The sequence below is a fragment of the Streptomyces humidus genome (assembly GCF_014649655.1).
Classification (GTDB): domain Bacteria; phylum Actinomycetota; class Actinomycetes; order Streptomycetales; family Streptomycetaceae; genus Streptomyces; species Streptomyces humidus.
In genome coordinates, this window is record NZ_BMTL01000004.1 from 60,017 (window position 1) to 80,245 (window position 20,229).

At 73.7% G+C, this 20,229-nt stretch carries 18 protein-coding genes and 1 pseudogene; 12 read left to right on the plus strand and 7 right to left on the minus strand.

Annotated elements, in window-relative coordinates; all coding sequences use genetic code 11:
- Positions 1-79 precede the first annotated feature (79 nt).
- Complete coding sequence (locus IE239_RS05365) at positions 80-940, plus strand: SDR family oxidoreductase (protein WP_190148100.1); 861 nt, start codon at positions 80-82, stop codon at positions 938-940.
- 119 nt (positions 941-1,059) lie between these two features.
- On the opposite strand, the gene IE239_RS05370 is transcribed toward IE239_RS05365, so the two are convergent.
- Complete coding sequence (locus IE239_RS05370; RefSeq protein WP_229877821.1) at positions 1,060-1,857, minus strand: DedA family protein; 798 nt, start codon at positions 1,855-1,857, stop codon at positions 1,060-1,062.
- Positions 1,858-2,018: 161 nt separating this feature from the next.
- Between IE239_RS05370 and IE239_RS05375 the strand changes: the two genes are divergently transcribed.
- Positions 2,019-2,747, plus strand: a complete 729-nt coding sequence (locus IE239_RS05375) for a DUF4142 domain-containing protein (RefSeq protein WP_190148309.1) — start codon at positions 2,019-2,021, stop codon at positions 2,745-2,747.
- Between the two features lie 19 nt (positions 2,748-2,766).
- Here the strand turns inward: IE239_RS05375 and IE239_RS05380 are convergent, their stop codons facing one another.
- Together IE239_RS05380 and IE239_RS05385 are read right to left on the minus strand one after the other, a co-directional pair.
- Complete coding sequence (locus IE239_RS05380; protein WP_190148101.1) at positions 2,767-4,413, minus strand: glycoside hydrolase family 13 protein; 1,647 nt, start codon at positions 4,411-4,413, stop codon at positions 2,767-2,769.
- Positions 4,414-4,579: 166 nt separating this feature from the next.
- Complete coding sequence (locus IE239_RS05385) at positions 4,580-5,542, minus strand: nucleoside hydrolase (protein ID WP_190148102.1); 963 nt, start codon at positions 5,540-5,542, stop codon at positions 4,580-4,582.
- Positions 5,543-5,751: 209 nt separating this feature from the next.
- Between IE239_RS05385 and IE239_RS05390 the strand changes: the two genes are divergently transcribed.
- The gene (locus tag IE239_RS05390; RefSeq protein WP_190148103.1) at positions 5,752-6,522 is read left to right on the plus strand and encodes a hypothetical protein; all 771 of its coding nucleotides are present in this window, start codon (positions 5,752-5,754) and stop codon (positions 6,520-6,522) included.
- 109 nt (positions 6,523-6,631) lie between these two features.
- Here IE239_RS05390 and IE239_RS05395 read toward each other — a convergent pair whose 3' ends face one another.
- Entirely contained in the window at positions 6,632-7,975 is a 1,344-nt protein-coding gene (locus IE239_RS05395) for a helix-turn-helix domain-containing protein (protein ID WP_190148104.1), read from the minus strand.
- A gap of 129 nt (positions 7,976-8,104) precedes the next feature.
- Between IE239_RS05395 and IE239_RS05400 the strand changes: the two genes are divergently transcribed.
- On the plus strand, positions 8,105-8,275 hold the full coding sequence (locus IE239_RS05400; protein ID WP_190148105.1) for a hypothetical protein: 171 nt from the start codon (positions 8,105-8,107) through the stop codon (positions 8,273-8,275).
- A gap of 84 nt (positions 8,276-8,359) precedes the next feature.
- On the opposite strand, the gene IE239_RS05405 is transcribed toward IE239_RS05400, so the two are convergent.
- Positions 8,360-9,568 (minus strand): hypothetical protein, encoded by a 1,209-nt coding sequence (locus IE239_RS05405; RefSeq protein ID WP_190148310.1) that lies wholly within the window; start codon positions 9,566-9,568, stop codon positions 8,360-8,362.
- 257 nt (positions 9,569-9,825) lie between these two features.
- Here IE239_RS05405 and IE239_RS05410 point away from each other — a divergent pair, with 257 nt between their 5' ends.
- The 3 genes from IE239_RS05410 to IE239_RS05420 all read left to right on the plus strand — a co-directional run bounded on the left by IE239_RS05410 (position 9,826) and on the right by IE239_RS05420 (position 13,736).
- On the plus strand, positions 9,826-10,272 hold the full coding sequence (locus IE239_RS05410) for a hypothetical protein (RefSeq protein ID WP_190148106.1): 447 nt from the start codon (positions 9,826-9,828) through the stop codon (positions 10,270-10,272).
- Between the two features lie 440 nt (positions 10,273-10,712).
- Positions 10,713-11,636 (plus strand): hypothetical protein, encoded by a 924-nt coding sequence (locus tag IE239_RS05415; RefSeq protein ID WP_190148311.1) that lies wholly within the window; start codon positions 10,713-10,715, stop codon positions 11,634-11,636.
- A 147-nt stretch (positions 11,637-11,783) separates the two neighbouring features.
- Entirely contained in the window at positions 11,784-13,736 is a 1,953-nt protein-coding gene (locus IE239_RS05420; RefSeq protein WP_190148107.1) for an FUSC family protein, read from the plus strand.
- 9 nt (positions 13,737-13,745) lie between these two features.
- Here the strand turns inward: IE239_RS05420 and IE239_RS05425 are convergent, their stop codons facing one another.
- On the minus strand, positions 13,746-14,711 hold the full coding sequence (locus IE239_RS05425) for a helix-turn-helix transcriptional regulator (RefSeq protein ID WP_190148108.1): 966 nt from the start codon (positions 14,709-14,711) through the stop codon (positions 13,746-13,748).
- 92 nt (positions 14,712-14,803) lie between these two features.
- Between IE239_RS05425 and IE239_RS05430 the strand changes: the two genes are divergently transcribed.
- From IE239_RS05430 to IE239_RS05445, 4 genes are all read left to right on the plus strand, one after another.
- Entirely contained in the window at positions 14,804-15,169 is a 366-nt protein-coding gene (locus tag IE239_RS05430) for a VOC family protein (protein ID WP_190148109.1), read from the plus strand.
- Positions 15,170-15,406: 237 nt separating this feature from the next.
- Complete coding sequence (locus IE239_RS05435) at positions 15,407-15,841, plus strand: Hsp20/alpha crystallin family protein (RefSeq protein ID WP_190148110.1); 435 nt, start codon at positions 15,407-15,409, stop codon at positions 15,839-15,841.
- Positions 15,842-15,936: 95 nt separating this feature from the next.
- Complete coding sequence (locus IE239_RS05440; protein WP_190148111.1) at positions 15,937-16,341, plus strand: DUF2267 domain-containing protein; 405 nt, start codon at positions 15,937-15,939, stop codon at positions 16,339-16,341.
- A complete protein-coding gene (locus tag IE239_RS05445) occupies positions 16,338-16,565 on the plus strand; it encodes a PP2C family serine/threonine-protein phosphatase (RefSeq protein WP_190148112.1) in 228 nt (75 codons plus the stop codon). Before IE239_RS05440 ends, IE239_RS05445 begins: the two co-directional genes overlap by 4 nt.
- Before the next feature lie 213 nt (positions 16,566-16,778).
- Here the strand turns inward: IE239_RS05445 and IE239_RS05450 are convergent, their stop codons facing one another.
- Entirely contained in the window at positions 16,779-18,869 is a 2,091-nt protein-coding gene (locus tag IE239_RS05450; RefSeq protein ID WP_190148113.1) for a PhoX family protein, read from the minus strand.
- Positions 18,870-19,135: 266 nt separating this feature from the next.
- Here IE239_RS05450 and IE239_RS05455 point away from each other — a divergent pair.
- A pseudogene (locus IE239_RS05455) lies at positions 19,136-20,229 on the plus strand (hypothetical protein); the annotation flags it as partial.

Here is a 20,229-nt window from a genome sequence, read left to right on the forward strand (position 1 = left end):
ATCGAAAGGTTGCTTCCAGCGTTAGTTTCAATGTTATCGTCGAAGTGATTCCACTGGAAACATCGCTTTGGAGAACCCCGTGATCATCGTGACCGGAGCCACCGGAAACCTCGGCCGCCGCATCGTCGAGCGCCTCCTGGAACGCCTCCCCGCCGACCGCGTCGGCGTCAGCGTCCGCGACCCCCGCAAGGCCCAGGACCTCGCCGACCGCGGCGTCCGCGTCCGGCAGGGCAGCTTCGACGACCCCGCCTCACTCGTCCACGCCTTCGAGGGCGCCGAGCAACTGCTGCTCGTCTCCCTCGACCGCACGGGCGAGGAGTGCGTCACCGGCCACCGCGCCGCGATCGACGCCGCCGTGAAGGCCGGAGTCGGCCGCATCCTGTACACCAGCCAGATGGGCGCCTCCCACGACTCCCGCTTCCAGGCATGCCGTGACCACGCCCGGACCGAGGACCTGCTGCGCGCCACCGGCCTGCCCTGGACCGCACTGCGCAACGGCTTCTACGCCGCCAGCGCGCTGCTGTTCCTCGAGGCCGCCCGCCACACCGGCGACATCGCCTTCCCCGCCGACGGCCCCGTCGCCTGGACCGGCCACGACGATCTCGCCGAGGCCGCCGCGGCGGTCCTTACCGACGAGGGCCGCTTCGAGGGGCCCACCCCGCCCCTCACCGGTCCGGCGGCGCTCGACTTCGATGCCGTCGCCGGGACAGCGGCCCAGGCCACCGGGCGGCCCTTCACCCGCACCGTCGTCCCCGACGACGCCTTCCGCGAGCAGGCCCTGGCACACGGCGCCCCCGCCCCGATCGCCGACCTGATGCTGAGCATCTTCGCGGCGGCGCGGAACGGTGAGTTCGCCGACATCGACCCGACCATGGCCGAGCTGATCGGCCGAGAGCCCGCCACCTTCCGCACCCTGCTGGGGCACGCCTGGGCCGAATAGACCGAATAGACCCGGTGGGGCACGCACCCGCCGCCCTGTGCGCCGTCCTCGGCCCCCGTAGCCGGCACGCCCGCCTGCTCGACCGGGTGCAGAGTCGGATCGACGGCACCTCGCCGCGGTCAAGGAGGCGTGGGCCTACCAGGACGCACAGGCGAACGCACCGTCATCACCTCTTGAAATACACGTCTTCGGCCGAGGCCAGGGGCCCGGGACGTACCATCCGCTTCGCCGTGAACCGTGGCCTCGCCGTTGTCGTCACCGGTTACGCCGACGTCAGCCGGCGCAGCGAGAGCCGCTCCTTCCTCCTGGTGCGGTCTGCTCCGCCGCACCGCGAGCACGGCTGCGGTCGCGGTCAGGACGAGTACGGCCGCGGCGGGGCCCGCCAGGGTGAGCACGTGCTGGAGGGAGGAGGCGGCCGCGTACCCCACGGATGCCTCCGTCGTCGCCCAGACGCAGGCCGCGGTGACGCTGAACGGTGCGATGCGGTGGTAGGGCAGATGGGCGGCGCCCGCGCAGTGGGGGGCAAGGCCGCGGACCACGGGGAGGAAACGGGCAAGGAAGACGGCGCGGCCGCCGTGGCGGGCCATCAGCGTCTCCGCCCGCGCCCAGACGGCAGGAGGGATGCGGCGGCCCGCCCGGCCGGTGCGCAGCCGGTCGGCGAGGAGCCGGCCGGTGCGATGGGCGCGGAAGTCACCGGCCACGACGGCGCCGGCCGCCACGGCGATGATCAGAGGCAGGCTGGTGTGCCCGGTCCGGGCGAGTGCGCCCGCGGTCAGGAGCAGGGTCAGTGTGGGGATGAACGCGCCCACCCGCAGAACCGACTCGGCCGGCGCTGCCGTGGCCACGACCGCGTAGACCGCGACCGGCGGGAGGTGGCCGAGGAGGTCGGAGATTGCGTTCTCTGCGACGGACCTCACCGCCGTGTACCGGCTTTCCCTCAACTTTTTGCCGATACCGGTGAGTCGGATCCGCTTCGCGCCCGTACTCCTGTGTGCCCGCCCCACCGGGCACGGCACATCGACATATCGGCGGAACCCCCGACCGGGCAGGAGGCACGGTGCCACTTTCGCGAAACATGATGGGAACCCTGTTCGTCGGCGGTGCGCTGACCTTGACGCTCGGCGCGCTCGCCTACCCATCGATGCTCGGACTTGACACCGTGTCGGCCTCGAACGACCGCGTGATCGCCAACACCCAGTGGGGCCCGCTGACCGAGGGCGACCGGGACTTCGTGGTGAAGGTGCGGGCCGCCGGACTGTGGGAGTACCCGCTGGGCCAGCTCGGGCTCCAGAAGAGCCAGACCCCCGCCGTCCGCACCGCCAGCAACCACCTGATCGACGGTCACGGGGCGCTGGACACCAGCTGCCGCAAGATCGCGCCGATGCTGAACATCACGCTGCCCAACGTGGCCAGCCCGCAGCAGGAGGGCTTCGTCGTCCAGCTGAAGGGCGAGAGCGGCAAGCAGTTCGACTCCGACTTCGCCAACATCCTGCGCATGACGCACGGCTCGATCTTCAACACGATCGCCAAGGTCCGCTCCACCACCAAGAACACGCTGGTCCGCGCGCTCGCCGACCAGGCCAACGACACCGTTCTGGACCACATCACGGTGATGGAGAAGACCGGTCTGGTCGACTTCGACACGACCCTGTTCAACCAGACCACGCCGCCGAAGCTGCCCCAGTCCGACCTGACGCCCCCGGTGCCGCCCGCCGGCCAGCCCATGATCGTCCTCACCCCGCCGCCGACCGCCACCTCCACCCCCCTGGACCTCGGCGCGGCCGTGAACGGCAACGGCGCCCAGTAGCCGTGCCGGGGACCGGCGCCTAGGCCAGCCAGACCGTCGTGTCCGGGGGCAGCGGGCCGCCGCCGTCGAGAGGGACGCTGCTCAGCAGCACCTCGCCCGGCGGCGACGGCACGGAGGCGTCGGACAGGTTGCTCACGCACCGCCAGCCGTCGTGGCGGGCGAAGGACAGTACGCCGGGCGGGGCCTCCCGCGCCCAGGCCAGCTCCTCGCCCTCCAGCAGCTTGCGCCGCAGACGCAGCGCCGCGCGGTACAGCTCCAGGGTGGAGCCCGCCACGCCGTCCTGCGCCGCCACGGCGTACCGCGCGAAGCCCGGCGGCTGCGGCAGCCACGCGCCGGCCGCGCCGAAGCCGTACGACGGTCCCGTCGCCGTCCACGGCAACGGCACCCGGCAGCCGTCGCGGCCCTTGCGGATGCGGCCGGTCTGCTCCCACACCGGGTCCTGGAGCACGTCCACGGGCAGGTCGGCCACCTCCGGCAGGCCCAGCTCCTCGCCCTGGTAGAGGTACGACGAGCCGGGCAGCGCCAGCATCAGCAGCGTCGCCGCGCGGGCCCGGCGCAGACCGGCCCCCTCGTCGACGCGCGGCACGCGGCCGCCCGAGAGGAGCCAGGCGTCGCCGTCCGCGCCCGGCGGGAGCATGAGACGCGAGGCGTGCCGCACGACGTCGTGGTTGGACAGCACCCAGGTGGCCGAGGCGCCGACGGCCCGGGCGCCGGCCAGCGAGTCCGTGATGACCGCGCGGATCTCCTCCGCGTCCCAGCCGGCTTGCAGATACTCGAAGTTGAAAGCCTGGTCGAGTTCGTCCGGGCGGGCGTACAGGGCCCGGCGCGCACCCGGCACCCAGGCTTCGGCGACGGCCGTGCGGGGCGGGGAGTAGGAGTCGAGGAGACGGCGCCAGTCGCGGTAGATCTCGTGGACCTCGTCGCGGTCGTAGAAGGGGTGGGCGCCCGGGGGCAGCCGGTGGAGGGCCTCCTCGCCGGACAGGTCCGTCGTGCCGAGGTCGCGCAGGGGCTCGGCGAGGTCCTTGGCGAGGGCGTGGGCCACGTCGACGCGGAAGCCGTCGACGCCCCGGTCGGACCAGAAGCGCAAGGTGGTGCGGAAGTCCTCGCGGACCTCCGGGTGGTCCCAGTTCAGGTCCGGCTGCTCGCGGGCGAAGAGGTGGAGGTACCACTGGCCGTCGGGGACGCGCTGCCAGGCGCTGCCGCCGAAGACCGACTGCCAGTCGGTGGGCGGGAGTTCCCCGGCCGGACCGCGCCCGTCGCGGAAGACGTAGCGCTCCCGGGCCGCGGAGCCGGGGCCGGCCGCCAACGCCTCCTGGAACCAGACGTGCCGGTGGGAGGTGTGGTTGGGGACCACGTCGACGATCACCTTCAGGCCGAGGCGGTGGGCCTCGGCGACCAGCGCGTCGAAGTCGGCCAGGTCGCCCAGCCGGGGATCCACGTCCCGGTGGTCGGCGACGTCGTAGCCGCCGTCGGCCAGCTCGGAGGGATAGAAGGGGGAGAGCCAGAGGGCGTCCACGCCGAGGGCGGCCAGATGGGGCAGCCGGCCGGCGATCCCGCGCAGGTCACCGAGCCCGTCACCGTCGGCGTCGGCGAAGCTGCGCGGGTACACCTGGTAGACGACGGCCTGACGCCACCAGTCGGAGCGGTGGGAGGAGAAGTCGGTCACGTACGGAATTCTGTCCCGGTTGCCGGGAAAGTGAACGTCCGGGCGTTCGGGGGTGATCGGTCCGTAGGCGACGTAGGCGACGGAATGCCGTCGGCGGCGAGGTCGTCGGTGGCGCCCGTGGTGCGCCGTGGTGAGCGGTGCAGGGGGCGGGCGGGTCCGGGGGGCGTCAGACGCCCTCCACGGTCGTCAGCCACAGCTTGACGTAACGCTCCACGTCCACGTCCAACGCCACGTCCACGAGGGCCTGTTCACGCACGCCCTCGTGGATCTCGGCCTCGCCGGGGCGCGGACGGCGGTCGACGACCGTCTGACCGCGCCCCGGTCCTGGAGCGAGAGCGACCTCGACGGGGAGGAGCTCGGTGGTCAGGCCCGCCGGGTCGGCCACCGCGCAGACCGCGCCCGCGTCGCCGAGGCCGCCGGTCGGGGTGGGGTCGCCCGAGGCCGCCGGATCGCGGTGGGCGAGCAGCTCGCCGGCCAGCCGCAGCCGGGGCTCCGGGCTCGCCCGCAGACGCGCCACGTCCGCCGCCGGGACCAGGACCCGCTTGAACACGTCCAGCCCGTACATCGTGATCGGCACGCCCGCGGTGAGCAGGACCGCCGCCGCCTCCGGGTCGTGCCACACGTTGAACTCCGCTACCGGCGTGGCGTTCCCGGTCGTCACCGCGCCGCCCATGAACACGATCCGCTCGATGTTGCCGGTCACCTCAGGATGGGTGCGCAGCAGCAGGGCGATGTTCGTCAGCGGGGCGGTGGGGATCAGCGTGACCGGGCGCGGGGAGGCGAGGATCTCGCGGCGCAGCAGGGTCACCGCGTCCACGTCGACCGGGCGGCGGGCCGGGGCGGGCAGGCCCAGGTCGCCCATGCCGTCGGCGCCGTGCACATGCCGCGCCACGCGGAGCGGCTCGATCAGCGGACGTTCGGCGCCACGCGCGACCGGAACGTCCGCCGCGCCCGCCTGCTCCAGCACGGTGAGCGTGTTGCGGACCACCCCGTCCACGTCCGTGTTGCCCGCCACGCAGGTCACCGCCCGTACGTCCAGCGCGGGGCAGCGCACGGCGAACAGCAGGGCCAGGGCGTCGTCGACGCCGGTGTCGCAGTCGATGATCACGGGAATGGGCTGCTCGGTCACCTGAGGACTCCTTCCGCATCACGGTCGTCCCGACCCTATGCGGGCGCGCCCCCATCCCACAGCGGGGCGCCGCACCGTGCGCTCTCCCGCGCCACCCACCCGCCCGCACCAATGGGGGTAACCCGTACGGACCGTCGCGCTGGTCGGCCGGCGGCGCCGGTGGTGCCGTGGGAGGACGCAGCCCGCGCGCACTCCTGGAGGCACCCCCGATGACCCGTCGCACCCGCGTGGCCTCCGCCGCCGTCCTCCTCGCCCTCACCGCCGTCACCGGCTGCGCCACCCTCGGCCTGGAGCACCCGCCGACCGCCGCTCCGGCCCTGCCGACGGTCGAGCGGACCTCGGCCCGGCCCACCGCTCCGGCCGCCTCCTCCGCCCTCACCGACGCGCAGGCGCGGGCCGCCCTCATCACCGAGGCCGATCTCGGCGCGCCCTGGACCCGGACCCAGGGCGCGGCCACCTGGCGGGACGGGATGCTCAAGGCGACCACGCCGGCCGCCGAGTGCCAGCGGCTCCTCGACGACCTCTACGCCGACGAACCGCTCGGCGGCCCCGCCCGCGCGGTCACCGCCCTGGACGACCCGGACACCGGCGCCCAGCTCCGCTACCAGCTCACCGGCCACCGGCCGCCGGAGGTCGACCGCAGGCTGGCCTGGCTGAAGACGATGCCCCAGAAGTGCGCCCGGTTCGCGGCCCGGGCGACCGGCGACACGGTGCTCGACGTGCAGGTCTCGGAGCTGCCCCTGCCGGAGGTGGGAGACGCCCGCCAGGGCCTGCGCGTGACGGCGACGGTCTGGGCGACGACCGGCGGCGACCCGACCGTCCTCACCCTGGACGTCGCCGCAGTACGGGCCGGGGAGGACGCCTTCGCCCTCGTCGACGGCGGCCTCGACGACGCCCCGAACCAGGCCACGCAGGCGGCCGTGCAACTCGGCGTACGCCGACTGGCCGACGTCAGGAAGCAGCCCAAAGTCCAGGTCTGAACCCCCGGGCACGACCGACGGGGCAGGAAACCAGCAAGGGAACCAGCAGAGGACGAAACGGGCAGGGGACGGGACCGGCAGGGGACGGAACCGGCGGGCGTCGCGAGAGCTACAGCGGCGGCTGGGCCGGGGCCGGGCCCAGCGTCGTCGACCCCGGCGCCGTACGGTGCCCTAGGCCCGTGCGGTACGCGTCCAGCGCCGCCTCGACCCGCCCCGTGCGCCGCAGCAGGTCCCCCAGCATCCGGCACAGATCGGCGAGGTCGCCGGCCGCGCCCGCCCGCTCCAGCAGACTCAGCGCCCGCACATAGTGCTCCTCGGCCGCCTCCGTGTCCCGCGCGTCCTCGGCGATGATGCCGAGCAGCCGGTGGGCGCCCGCCGAGTGCACGGCCCCCCGCTCGGAGGACAGGTCCCCCAGGACCCCGTGCAGCAGCGCGGCGGCCTCCTGCGACTTGCCCCTGCGGTGCAGCACGTCGGCCAGCTCGACGGCGACCTGACTGCTGTAGAGGGCGGCGCGCTGCGCGGAGAGCATGGTCTGCGCCTGCCTCAACTCTTCCTCGGCGCGCTCCAGTTCGCCGTTCTGGGCGTAGACGTAGCCCCGCATCCAGTGGCAGTTGGCCAGCTCGGTGCGCAACTGGAGCTGACGGTAGAGCTCGGCGGCCTTGGCCAGCGAGGCGTCGGCCTCCGCGAGGCGGCCCTCGGCGAGGAGCGTCCGCGCGACGGACCGGTGCATCCGCGCCACGAGGGCCGGGTCGCCGACCCGGGGCGCGAGGGCGAGGGCGAACTCGGCCGCCTGCGCGGCGCGGGCCGCCGCACCCATGTCCATGTACGGGCCGATGACGGAGGCGTACAGGAGCAGCAGTGCGTCGGGGTCGTGCAGCCCGCCCCGGTTGAGCTCGTCGAGGGTGGACTCCAGCAGGTAGACGGCGTAACGGAGTTCGCCGGCGAGGTAGTGGGCGACGGCCCGCCCGCGCAGGGCGGGGACGCGGGCCGGCAGCGGGGCATCCGCGAGCCGCCGCTCGGCCCGCTCGAAGCAGCGCCGCGCCGTGTCCAGGTCTCCCGTGTCGATGCCGCACTCCCCGAGACCGAGCAGCGCGGTGGCCTCCTCCGCGGCCAGCCCGTGCTCCTCGGCCTCCGCGACGAGCACGGTGTACTGCAGGGCCGCCTCCTCGGCCTCCCCGGTGGCAAGCGCCCGTTGGGCCTCGGTGAGCCGCAGCCGCAGGTCGGTGACGAGCCGGGCGGGCCGGCCGGTGGCCAGTTCGTCGACGTCGACGCCGAGCCGCTCGGCGATGTGCCTGAGCGCCTCGTCGGAAGGCCGCACCCGGCCGGCCTCCAGCGTGGAGACATAGGCGGGGGTGTAGGTCGGCTCGGCCAACTGCCGTTGCGTGAGGCCTCGTTCGACGCGGAGTTGCTGCACTCGACGCCCGACGACCTCCGGTTCGTCCCGATCTGCCACGCCTTTCCCCCAACTCACCCTGTACCTCTTGCCGTTGAGCTGGCTCAGCCCCTAGGTTAAACAGCGAGTTAAGCACGCTTAACAGCTGACTGACGTGAGTATCGCAGTCGTCGACGTTGCGAGGTAGCCGTGTCCGGACGCTTCTCCGCACGCCCTTCCGCGCCCTGTGTCAGGGCCGTCGCCGCGGCCCTGCTGACCGTGACGGCGCTGATCGCCGCGGCCAACGCGGGCCCGGCCGCGGCCTCCGGCAGCGCCCCGGCCGCCCCCGTCACCCGGCACGACACGGCGGAAGACCGCTGACCCTGGCGGCGCTCCACCGGCACACCCGGCAGCGCCACCGGCACACCCGGCAGCGCCGCCGGCACACCCGGCCGCGCCGCCAGGTCACCCCTGGGTCTGCAACTGCCGCAGCTGTTCCTGGACGTGGTCCAGCGCGCCTTCGTGCCGGCCGGGCACCCGGCCGCGCAGCCGGGCGAGCGCGGGCCCCAGCTCACGGGCGCGGTCCGCGCTGCCGATCCGCCCCCACTGGTGGTGCGCCCGGTCCACGGCCGCCTCCACGGCGGGCGCGTCCACCGGCTGACCGGCGTCCAGCCGTGCCACGGCGACCGCCATCCAGATACGGCAGCTGCCCTCGGCGTCCCCCGCGAACATCGCCAGGTCCGCCCGCACCTCGGCCCAGTGCAACGCCTCCTCGGAGCCCGGCCCCCGCGTCACGACGGCAGCCTGCTCCCACCGCGCGGCGAGCGCGTCGGCGTCCGCGTGCCGGCCGGACCGGACGGCGGCGGAGATGTCGGCGTGCGGATCCCCGTCCAGAGCCCCGTCCGCCACCGCCACGCCCACGGCCCCGTCCGCCGCCGCCACGCCCACGGACGGATCGGAGCGGGCAGGCGTGGGTGTCGGCAGCGTGGTCGGAGGCGTGGTCGGCGTCGGCAGCGGCGTGGTCGGCGTCGAGTGCCCTGCGGGTGCGTGGAGGACGAGATCTCCCGTCTCCCCCTCGCCGGCGATCCGGGCCGTCGCCATCTGGTGCAGCTGCTCCAGCCCCGGCCGCCCCCCGCTGCGCAGTATCGTCGCCATCGCCTTCATGTACGAGGGCGCGGCGACCGCCCGCCGCCCGCGGCCGGGCGGCGGCGCGACCCTCCCGTACACGGTCACCGTGGGCCCGCAGTCCAGGACGTTCCCCCGCAGCCACTCCCAGGTCTCCGCGTCCGCGTGCAGGTCCAGCAGCACCGTGGTGGCCCCGGCCGGCCGCAGCCGCAGCTCCTCCCGGAACCACTGCCAGGGGAACGCCGTGTACCGCACGGTGGCGGGCGTGGTCCGCGCCAGCGCCAGATGCGGCAGCCGCTGGCGGCGGTCGAGCTGCAACTGGCCGGCGACGTACACGGTGAGCGGTCCGGGCGCGGCCGCGGCGGCCCGCAGCCGGGTCAGCACGGCCTGCGGCTCCAGCGGATCGGCCAGCTCGACGACGTTCGCGGTGTCGGCGCCGGCCAGCACCGCGGGCGGCACGGCCGCCAGCACGGGAAGCACGGAGGCCGCGTCGACCAGACACCCCTTGCCCATGGGCGAGGCGGCGAGCAGCAGCACGGTTCCCGGCATGGTCTCCTCCCGCATGGCTCCTCCCCCTGTCGATCACGTACGTCAGCACCGTAACCGCTGCTGCTGCAAAGGGGGGCCTCAGGACCGCAAACGTCCCCCTACGGGGCCTTCGTCGCCGTCCCGTCGCCGGGGTCGGGGGCGGGGGCGGGGGCGGACACCCGGATGCGCCCGCCGGGAAAGCGCGTCATCCGACTTGCCACGGCCACGGCCGGGGTGTGACCTGGAAGGCGGGGGCGAGGAGAGAGAGGAGCGCTCTCATGGCTCATGCGGCACCGGCTTCGGGACTGCGGACCCCGTCCGCGCGATCCCGGACGCCCGACGTGTTCAGCGAACGGACGCACCGGATCGCGAGCTGGGCGACGGCCTCGGTTCTGGGGCTCGTCTACGGCTACTGGGTCGCGGCCAACAACCGTTCCGGCGGCCCCATCACGGGCTGGAACCTCCTGCTCGGCTTCGTGAGCGCGCTCGTCTTCGCGGGCCTGTGGACGGGCCTGCACGCGCTGGCCCCACGCATGCCGCGCGAGCTGCACGCCCTGCTGTGGGCGGTGTTCGCCGGCTGCGCCATGGGCTTCCTCTACAACCAGACCGACGCGAGCATCCTGCGCTCCACGGGGATGGGGCTGGTCGTCGGGGCGGCCGCCTTCGTCGTCCTGTTCTTCCGCTACTACACGCACGAGGACGCGGCGGGACACCGCATCCGCTGACCCCGGCGAACCCGGGAGACACCCCCACGACCGTGCGCGCCGCACGGGCCCCGGCGGTTCACGCCGGGGCCCGTGCGTTCCCTCATCCCTCCACTCACCGTCCGGCCGGGGTGATCAGCTCCCGGCCGTCCGACGAGGTACCTGACGTCACGCGATGCGCGTGAACGGCCTCCTGCTCCGCCCCGGAACCGGGCTTCGGAACCGGACCTCGGGACCATGCCTCTCCCCAGAACCAGGAAACACCCGTTCGGGTGAACCCTCCACCGGGGGACGTCTGTCCGGCCGCCCGCGGCTTCGTGCCTCCCGTCAGGACGGCCGGACGCCACTCGTACGACCGCCACCCCTACGGCCGCCACCCCTACGGCCGCCACCCGTACGGCCGCCACCCGTACGGCCGCCACGGGCTCGCGCTCCCCGCCCCGGCCCCGTTGCCTGGAGAGGTGTCCCCCAGCCTGCGGACCGCCGTCTCGGCCGTCCTCGTCGCCCTGTCCTGCCTGCTCGTGCCGTTCGGCGCGCTCGCGGCCTGGGCGGCGTACGGCCTCGCCGACACCCGCGGCTACGTCACCGCGATGGCGCCGCTCGCCTCGAACGCCGCCGTGCGGGACGCCGTCGCCGACACGATGGGCGACGGGGTGGCCCACGAGGCCGGGGTGAACCCCGTGTTCCTGCGGGAGGCGGTCCGCTCGTTCACCGCGACCCGCGCCTACCGCGCCGTCTGGGACGCCGGCAACACGGCCGCGCACACGGCCGTCCTGAAGGCGCTCCGGGAGGACCGCGCCGACGGCGACGACGGTCCGGTCACCGTGGACCTGGCGACCGTGACCGCCCCCCTCAAGCGCCGGCTGACGGCCGATCACGTTCCGTTCGCCGAGCGGCTTCCCGTGGAGCACACCCGGGTGGCGCTGCTCCCGTCCGACGACCTGACCGCACTCCGGAAGGGCTACCGCGTGCTCGACGTCGCAGGTTTCTGGCTCCCCCTGGCCGCCGTCGTGTTCGGGGTCGCCGGCATCGCCGTCGCCTCCTGCCGCCGGCGGGCGGTCACCGCCACCGCCCTCGGCACCGCCCTGGGCGGCGCGTTCCTGGGCCTCGCCGTCGCCGTCGGCCGCCGGCTGACCCTCGCCGACCTGCCCGACGAGGCCCGCCGCCCGGCCGCGGCCGCGGTCTACGACGCGCTCACCGCCACCCTGCGCTCGGCGTCCTGGCTGCTGTTCGCACTCGGCCTGACGGTGGCGGCGGCGACCTGGATCACCCGCTCCGGGTCCCCGGTGGTCCGCCGTCTGCGAGGCCGGCGGGCGTCTCCCGACCCCACGCCCGCCGCCCCCGCGCCCGCCCCGGCTCCCGAGCCGACGCGGATCCGGGCCTGACCCTCCGGACGCCCCCCTCCGCCAGGTCGGGACGCAGCCCGCGCGGGGCCCTTCGACGAGCCCGGCCGCACGGCGCCCCTCATGTGCCCGCCCGCACGATGCCCCTGCCCCTCGTGAGCCGGCCGGGGTGGTGCTCATAATGAGCGCATGTCCCGCCCGTTCCCCATCGGCCTCACCCCTCCGGACTGGCTGGTGCGGAACCTCCGGCCCCAGCGGTCCCCCGTCAACCGGCCCGCCGTCGCCCGCGCCGCTCTCGCGATGACGCTGCCGCTGGTGATCGGCCTCGCGTCCGGCCACACCGCCTACGGTGCGATCGCGTCCATGGGCGCGCTGTCCGGCGTCATCGGCGACACCGCCGACGCCTACCGCATGCGGATCCTCAACATCGCGATCCCCCAGCTCTTCGGAGCGGTGGGCGTCACCCTCGGATCCGCCGTCTACGGGCACGGATGGCTCGCGGTGGCCACCGTCACCGGCATCGCGCTGCTCTCCGGGATGATCTCGACGATCGGGGCCGTGGCGTCCGTGTCGGGCCTGCTGCTCCTGCTCAACTCCGTCGTGGGGGCCGGCCTCGCCCTGCCCGGCCCCTGGTGGCTGGCGCCGCTCCTCATGACCGGCGGCGGGCTGCTCGTGCTGCTGCTCGCCCTGCTGGCCTGGCCGCTGCGCTCCGGGGTGCCGGAACGCACGGCGGTCGCCGCCGCCTATCGCACGGTCGCCGACCTGCTCGCCGCCTGCGGCAGCCAGGTCCCCGGCGAGTACGAGGACGCCCGGCACACCGTCACCCAGTCCCTCAACCAGTCCTACGACCTCGTCCTCGCCCGCCGCACCGGTCACCACGGCCGCAACGCCGAACTGACCCGTCTGGTGGCCGAGTTGAACGCCATCACACCGGTGGTCGAAGCGGCTCCCGCGGCGCATCTGAGCGGCCGGCCGCTCCCGGCGGAGATACCCGAGGCCGTCCGCCACCTCGCGCGGGCGGTGGAGACCGGCTTCACCGGGCCGATCGGGCTGCGGCTGCCCGAACCCGGCTCGGAGACCGCGCGCGCCGTCGACCACGCGCTGCGGCACGCCGCCGAGGTGGTCGCCGCCCCCGACCTCGACCCCAGGGGCGTCGACGACCGGCTCGGCCGTCCCGCCGGGCTGCGGGTCCGGGCCGCCCGCGCCGCCCGCGACGTCGCCCTCTCCGCCGCGTCCTGGCGCTACGGTCTGCGGCTGGCCCTGTGCATCGGCCTCGCCCAGGTGCTGGTCTCCACCGTCCCGGTGCCGCGCTCCTACTGGGTGGCCCTGACCATCACCTTCGTCATGAAGCCCGACTTCGGCTCGGTGTTCTCCCGGGCGCTGCTGCGGGCGCTGGGCACGGTGGCCGGACTGGTCGTCGCGGCGGCGGTGCTGTCCCAGGTGCCGCGGGGCTGGTGGGACGTGCCGGCGATGCTGCTGCTGGCCCCGCTGATCCCCGCCCTGACCCCGCGCGGCTACGGGTACCAGACGGCGGCCATCACCCCCGTGATCCTGCTGCTGTCGGACATCCTCAACCACCAGGGCACGGCGCTCCTGCTGCCCCGCCTGGTGGACTCGCTGATCGGCTGCGGCATCGCTCTCGTCGCCGGCTATCTGCTGTGGCCGGAGAGCTGGCACACCCGGGTCGGCGACCGGCTGGCCGACGCCGTCGCGGACACCGCCCGCTACGTCGACTGCGCCTTCGGACCCGACGTCGACCCCGCCGAACGCGCCCGGATGCGCCGCCGTCTCTACCGCGACCTGTCCGTCATCCGGACGGAGTTCCAGCGTGCCCTGACCGAGCCCCCGCCCACCGGACGCCGGGCCGCCGCCTGGTGGCCGCTGGTCGTGGCGGTGGAGCGCGTCGTCGACGCGACGACGGCGGCCCGCGTCCGGGTCGGACACGGAGCCGAACCGCCGTCGCAGCCGGAGCTGGCCCAGGTCACGCTGCAACTGCGGGAACTGGCGGACGGCCTGCGCGCCACGGACGTGCTGTACCCCGTGCGCACCGACCTGACCGGCCCGCCCGACAGCGTCCTGGAGCCTCTCCGCCAGGAGGTGGCGGCGGCGAGGGTGATCACCTCACCCCGCACGGGCGGCTGATGTCGCGGGTCAGGACGTCGGTGACGGCGCATAGTGGTGGGCAAGACCGGTGGCGAGGTCGCGGAGGTGAGCCCTGGCTTCGGTGGGGCCGTGCACGGTGACGGCGCTCCCGAACGGCAGCAGTGCTCGCACGTCCTCCAGACGCAGGAAGCGGATCGTCACCTTGCGGCCGGTGGCGGACTCCTCATGGTCGTCCCGGACGAGTCGTCGGCCGAAGATCCGTTGCGCTCGCTCGATCTGGGTGTGGTCGACGGTGGCGCTGACCTCTATCGCGTGGTCGTGTTCCCACTGGTCGACGAGCGCTGCGGCGACGGTGGCCAGGGTCTGGCTCTCGCGGATCCGTCGTGGCCGGTCGATCTCTCTCCACGTCGTGATCCGTTCGAGTCGGTACATCCGTGGCACCCGGGCGCAGTCGGCGACGAGGTACCAGGTGCCGGCCTTGGCGAACAGCCCGTAGGGATCCACGACCAGGTCGCGTGGGCCTGACTCGCGCGGGCTGTCGTACGCGATCCGTAGCCGACGGCCTCGCCGCACTGCGCCGATCAGCGAAGCCGGAGTGACGCCGGAAGCTCGTGCCTGACTCCAGGGACGGCTGTCCGCGTGCACCACGTCGGCGAGCGGCAGGAGCTCATGAACTCGACGTGACGGTGCAGCGGCGATCTTGGCGAGCGCCCGACGGCTTTCGACCGATGCGTCGAGCTCCGCACGTTGCTTCTCGTCCAGCCCGGTGAGCGACAGGTGATCACGCTCGCCCGGTGTGAGTCGCGTGAGGTCGGGCCCGGACCCGGGCAGCATCGTCACGCCTCCGAGGCGACCCCGGTGTGCGGTCACCGGCAGGCCGGCGTCGCGGAGCCAGTTCAGGTCCCGGGTGACGGTGCGAAGGGACACCCCGAGCGCTGAGGCGAGTTCCTGTGTGGTCACGGCGTCCCGCGATCCGAGGAGCAGCATCAGGGTGAAGAAGCGGTCTGGGGTCACCCACCGATTTTTTCAGGAATTGCGACAGGATGCGGCGCATATCCCGGTCAGGCTGGCGGATGCGCACCTACGACCTGCGAGAAGGAACAACCATGACCACATCCGTCGTGTCCATCGTCTACGTGAACGACGCTCCCGCGGCAGCTCGTTTCTACGGCGACCTCCTCGGCATGAGCCCCTCGTTCGAGACTCCGGGATACATCACCTTCGACCTCGGGCCAGGCGCCGACCTCGCTCTGTGGTCCGGCCAGTTCGAGGATCTGTCACCGGACGTCCCGCGCACCGGTGAGGTGTGCCTGGCCGTCGGCGGCGGGCCCGACGAGGTCGACGCGATCTTCAAGCAGTGGCGGTCCAGGGGCGTCACGATCCTGCGGGAGCCGGACGACGCGGGATTCGGGCTGACCTTCCTCGCGGCCGATCCCGACGGGAACCGTATCCGCGTCGCACCGCGGGGCTGAGAGGCCGCGATGCGGCAGGCGCGCACGACAGGTGTCGCGCGCCTGCCGTCGTCCGACTTCGGGAGGACGGCGAGTGCCCCACGCGCATGCGCCCCCGAGCGTCACCGACGTCGAGCCCTGACGCAGCCCGCCGGACGACGGTTCTACTTGTCAGCGTTTGGGCGAAATGTTACAAACGAACGCAGGTGAACGCATTCACGGCAAGTCGCCCGGCTCGATCACTGGAGGTGTTCCGCGATGTTGATGCGCACCGACCCGTTCCGTGAGTTCGACCGACTCACCCAGCAGCTCCTGAACACGCCCGGCACCTGGTCACGTCCGTCGGCGATGCCGATGGACGCCTACCGCGAGGGCGAGGAGTACGTCATCGCCCTCGACCTGCCCGGCGTCTCGCCGGACGCGATCGATGTCGACGTCGAGCGGAACATGCTGACCGTCAAGGCCGAGCGGCGACCCGCCGTCAAGGCGGACGACGTGCAGATGGAGCTCTCCGAGCGTCCCCTGGGCGTCTTCTCCCGGCAGGTCGTGCTGGCCGACACCCTGGACACCGAGCACATCGAGGCGGACTACGACGCCGGTGTGCTGACCCTGCGCATCCCGATCGCCCAGCGCGCCAAGCCCCGCAAGGTCGCCATCGGCGGCGGTTCCGCGCACAAGGAGATCGGCGGCTGACCTTTCCCACGCAGCCGCGCCGGAGACGGGCAGGCGGCCTTCCCCGCGGGCCGTCCCCGCCCTGTGCCCGCCGCCGCACACGGAAGGGAGCAGTGATGGTCATGCGATGGGAGGCGTTCCTGGACGAGGTCAGGGAACGCGGCAGGTACGAGACCACAGAGGAAGCCGCGCGGGCGGCCCGCACGGTGCTGGCGCTGCTGGGCGCGCACGTGGTGGGCGAGGCACGGGCCGAACTGGCTGCCCGGCTGCCGGAGGAACTGGCACTGATCCTGGTGAATCCGCTTCCGGCGCGCGAGCCGCTCTCTCCCGAGCGGTTCGTCCGGGCCACCGCCGCTTGGATCGAGGGAGCCACGGAACAGACAGCGGCGTGGGACATCGGCGCTGTGCTCAGCACCGCCGCGGACGCCGCGGGCGAGGAGCTCACCGGCCGCATCCTGCTCCAGCTCCCGGCGGGCTACGACCTGCTGTTCGGCTGCCCCCGGCGCGTACAGCCGGCGTGATCGAGGAGCGGAACGCCGAAGGAGAGCCGTTCGGTGAGGAACGGCTCATCCGCTGCGTCGACGCCGTCGAGCAGGTGCACGCGGAGGGAGGAACGAGGGCCGGGGCCCTGCGGCTCTCCCACGCGCTGAAGCGAGAACGCGCGGGGCGCACCAGTGACGACGCCACCGTCTTCCTGATCCACTGGTGCGGCGGCGCGGACGACCACCTCACCGTCCTGGAATGACACGGTCGGTCCGGGCGACGGTCTGCCGGTCACGGCCTGAACGGCTTCGCGGACCGGGCCCGCCCCCCTACCCCCCGACCTCCGGGGCCGGGGAGGCGGGCCGGGCAGGCACGCGGGCCGGGGAGGCAGGCGGGCCGGGGAGGCAGGCGGGCCGGGGAGGCAGGCGGGCCGGGGAGGCAGGCGGGCCGGGGAGGCAGGCGGGCCGGGCTGGATCTAGACGCCGATGTCGCGGCCGTCCTTGCGCCACACGGCCACCACGGCCGGGCGGACGATCTTCCCCGGCCCGTCCGGCCAGGTGCTCGCCGGCTTGTCCACCGTCGCGCCGTCGACCTCGCCGGGGTGCTGCACCGCGACCAGCACCCGCCGGTCCTGGACCAGCGGACCGCAGGTCTCCGCGCCGGTCGGCACCGTCAGGAACTGCTTCAGCTCACCGCGCCGCGAGCCGCGTGTCGCGACGCCGAACAGGCCGTCGTGCGAGCCGAGCTGGTTGCCGTCGGTGGAGATCCACAGGTTGCCGTGCGGGTCGAAGGCCACGTTGTCCGGGCAGGAGATCGGGCTGACGTCGTCCTTCGGGAAGCCCGCGAAATAGGTCGCAGGGTCGTCGGGGTCACCGGCCACGAGGAACAGCGACCAGGCGAACGAGGTGCTCTCGGGGCGGTTGCGGCCCTCGGTGAGCTCCAGGATGTGCCCGTGCTTGTTGGCGTTGCGCGGGTTGGCCTCGTCGGCCTTGGCGTTCGCGCCGACACCGCGGTTGCCGTTGTTGGTGAGCACGACGTACACCTTGCCGGTGACGGGCGAGGGCTGGATGTCCTCCGGCCGGTCCATCTTCGTCGCGCCGACCTTGTCGCCGGCGAGCCGCGTGAAGACGAAGACCTCCTCGGCGCTCATCCCCTCGACGTGCGAGACGGCCCCCTCGGCCGTCGCGGTGGCGATCGGGATCCACACCCCGCTGCCGTCGAACTCGCCGTCGGCGGGCAGCCTGCCGGAGCCGTCGATCTCGATCGCGGGGGAGTCGCCGGTGAGCCGGGCGACGTACAGCGTCCCCTCGTCGAGCAGCGACAGATTGTGCTCGCGCACCGCGCGGCTCGACCCCTTCTTCATCCGCTTGCTGCCGACGAACTTGTAGAAGTAGTCGAAGCGCTCGTCGTCACCGGAGTAGACGACCGGCCGCCCGTCCTCGGTCAGCCGCACGGTCGCGGCCTCGTGCTTGAACCGGCCGAGAGCGGTGTGCTTGCGGGGCGTGGACGTCGGGTCGTACGGGTCGAACTCGACGACGTAGCCGAACCGGTGGACCTCGTTGGGCTCCTGGGCGACGTCGAACCGCTTGTCGAACCGCTCCCACTTGCGCTCCGTGGCCCCGGTCCCGATCCCGTACCGCTTGTCCGTGGGCCGGCCGCCGCCTGCGAAGTACTGGTTGAAGTTCTCCTCGCCGTGCAGCGTGGTGCCCCAGGGGGTCGTCCCGCCGGAGCAGTTGTTGAGCGTGCCGAGGACCTTGCGGCCGGTGGGGTCGGCGGACGTCTTCAGCAGGTCGGACCCTGCGGCGGGCCCGGTCAGCCGGAACTCGGTGGTGGCGGTGACCCGCCGGTTGAGGTGGTGGCGGGGGACGGCGGTGAGCCTGCCGGTCCTGCGGTCCTCCTCCACGACGACGGCGGCCAGCCCGTGCGCCGCCCACGCGACCTCGACCTGCCCGCGGGTGGGGTTGGCCGGGTCGTACCCGCGGAACATGAGCACCTCGTCGGTGTACTCGTGGTTGGCGACGAGCAGTTGGCGGTCGCACTCGCCGGGCAGGGGCAGCAGCGCCAGGAAGTCGTTGTTGTAGCCGAACTGACCGGCCTGGGCCGCGGCCGTCTGGTTCTCCGGGTCGAAGGCCGGCGCCCCGCGCAGGATGGGCTCGCCCCAGCGGATGACGACGTTCTGCGCGTACCCGTCCGGCACGGTGACGGCGTCGGCGGTGTTCGGGGCGACGGAGTCGTAACGCAGCCCGCGAGCGGCCTTGCCGCCCGGCTTCCCGCCCGGCGCACCGCCCGGCCCCCCTGCTGCCTCGGCGGGCACGGCGGCGGCGGACGGCGCACCGGCGACTCCGGCGGTCCCCGCGGCGGCCGCGACGGTGACGACGGCGGCGGCGCGCATCACCGACCGGCGGCCGATCGCCCCCGCGATGACGTCGCCGACGTAGGCGTTGTCACTGGTGTTGGGCACCTCGTGGAAGCAGGCGTCACCGCACCGGAAACGGCAGGTCATGGCGGAGCGTCCGCCGGGATGGGACTGGGACGGCGTTCCGATCAACGGCAGAAGCTTGCGCACCTTTAATCTCCCCTTGCGTTCCCTTGGTGTGAACGTGACGCTAGGGGCGCGCATGTGCGCGGGCGCTGCGGCGGCGTGAACGGAGAGTGAATCCCCGGCAGCCACTGGGGCTTCGGGGTGGCGCGAAGCGGGCGTCGAGGCGGTATTGACACGCCCCGGTTCCGCACACTCACCCCTGCCCAAGATCACCCCACGGGGCCGCTAACCTTACGTGTCCGTCCTGGCCAGGGATTGATGGGCATCAACTCATGCGAAGGGTTGCGCAAATGGGCATTCTCACTCTCCTGCGGAATGCGTTCGGCAGGTCCCGCAAGGGGCGTACCGCCGAGGCAGAGGGTGCGGAACAGGTTCCTTCGCAGGAACGAACCGCCACCGAGGGCAGCGAACAGGAGCAGCCGATTCAGGCCGCCCCCACACCCCAGACCGAGCCGAAGCCGGTCCCGACGGTCGCCAAGGTCCCGGAACCCCGCCCGGCAACCCAGGACGAACACGACCTCGTGGCAGCGGCCTTCGACCACGTCAGCGTCCCGAAGCCCACCAGGTCGGCGGAATCGACCGAGGTCGACGCCGACGCCGAGGCGAAGACCGACGCGGACGCCACCACCGAGAGCACGGCCGACGCCGAGGCCGCGGCTGAAGCCGAGAACACGGCCGGCACCGGGGTCGCGGCTGGGGCTGAGGCGGCCGACGCCGGTACGCAGCCGAGCGTCGACGCCGGCGCGGACGCCGGAACCAAGGCTGACGCAGCGGCCGAGACCGAGGGCGAGAGCGCGACCGAGCGCGCGGACGACTCCGGAGCCGCCGAGGCAGACGCCGACGCCGCCACCGAGAGCACGGCTGACGCCGAGGCCGAGCCCGACGCCGAGGCGAAGCCTGCGGAAGTGGAGACGAAGGCCGACGCCGAGGTCGAGGTTACGTCCGAGGCGGACGCCGACGCCGACGCCGAGAGCGCGGCGGACACCGAGGGTGCGGCCGAGGTCGAGACCAAGGTCGAGGCCGACGCCGAGAGCGCGGACGACTCGGAGGTCGAGGCGACGGCGGACACGTCGGCTGCGGCCGAGGCTGCGGATGCAGAGGAGGCCGACGCGGTCGCCGAGACCGAGGCTGCCGCGGAAGCGCCCGCCGCCGAGGACGAGGCCGAGGACGAGGCGGGTGCCCCCGCCGAGCCCGAGCCGGTCGCGGAGGCCGAGGCCGAGGCGACGGCCGAGGCGCCCGCCTCGGAAGCCGCGCCGCAGACTGCCCCGGACACCGCCCCCGAGCCGACCGCCGAGGCGGACGCGGCGGCCTCCGAGCCCGAGCCCGAGGCCGAGGTCGCGCCGGAACCCGAGGTCGCCGCGGAGCAGCCCGAGTCCGCTCCGGA